Origin of the sequence: Capnocytophaga sp. oral taxon 329 str. F0087, assembly GCF_000213295.2 — a bacterium.
In the GTDB taxonomy this organism is placed as follows: domain Bacteria; phylum Bacteroidota; class Bacteroidia; order Flavobacteriales; family Flavobacteriaceae; genus Capnocytophaga; species Capnocytophaga leadbetteri_A.
In genome coordinates, this window is the sequence record NZ_KN390098.1 from 1 (window position 1) to 848 (window position 848).

Below are 848 nucleotides of genomic sequence, written 5' to 3' on the forward strand. Positions count from 1 at the left end.
AATATCTATGAAAGAAGCGATGACCAATTACATAGTACAGAGCACCGCCGACAGCAAGCGGCGTACTGACGATTTTTTTAATCAACCCCAAAAGCCCGACCACACATTTCTTTATCTACTTGCTGGCGTAGCCGTAGTAGCAATGATGATAAAAGTAATGAAATAAATCAAAAATCACAATTAAAAATTAACACAATGGAAAGTAAATTAGCCCTTTATCAGTTAGCAGCTCCGCAATTAGGCGGCTGCACCTCTTGTCGCTCGGCTATGAGCGTGCCTATTAAGCAGTGGAACTACTCATTTGATAATATTATGAACCGCTTTACCCAGTTAGTAGGGGCAGCTGGTAGCGTTAATAATCTCATCAATGCGTTTCGCAGCGGACAAGATGTCCCTGGCACAGCAGGAATGAGCGAAGAGGACAGAAAATTCTACCTACAAATGGCACAAGCCAATATAAAAAACGGTGGTGGCAATGCAGGCAACGAAGCAATGATGCAGTTCCTTACCCAGATGCAACAACAGAATGCCGCAATGCTACAAGCCATCGCCAACCGTAGCAGCAACGAAAACCCCTAAGCCAGAGAAAGACAACACCCCCTTATACATTGGGTTAGGTGTAGGAGGCGTAGTAATCCTAATGATGATGGTAATGATGATGAAAAAATCATAATTCACAATTCAAAATTAACTATTATGGGAATAGAACAATCATTATACGACTTACTAAACCCTCTATCAGATGCCCAGCTACAAGAAAAAATACAACAAGTAGAAAGCTATGTAGCACGTGGCACTGGGGAGGAAATAAGTAGGTTATGCAGTCAGCCTCTCACACCAGAGTATTT

1 protein-coding gene is annotated in these 848 nt (G+C 42.1%); it reads left to right on the forward strand.

The window, feature by feature from the left end; genetic code table 11:
* The first annotated feature begins 195 nt into the window (after positions 1-195).
* The gene (locus HMPREF9074_RS11525) at positions 196-579 is read left to right on the forward strand and encodes a hypothetical protein (protein WP_034541042.1); all 384 of its coding nucleotides are present in this window, start codon (positions 196-198) and stop codon (positions 577-579) included.
* The last annotated feature ends 269 nt before the right edge of the window (positions 580-848 follow it).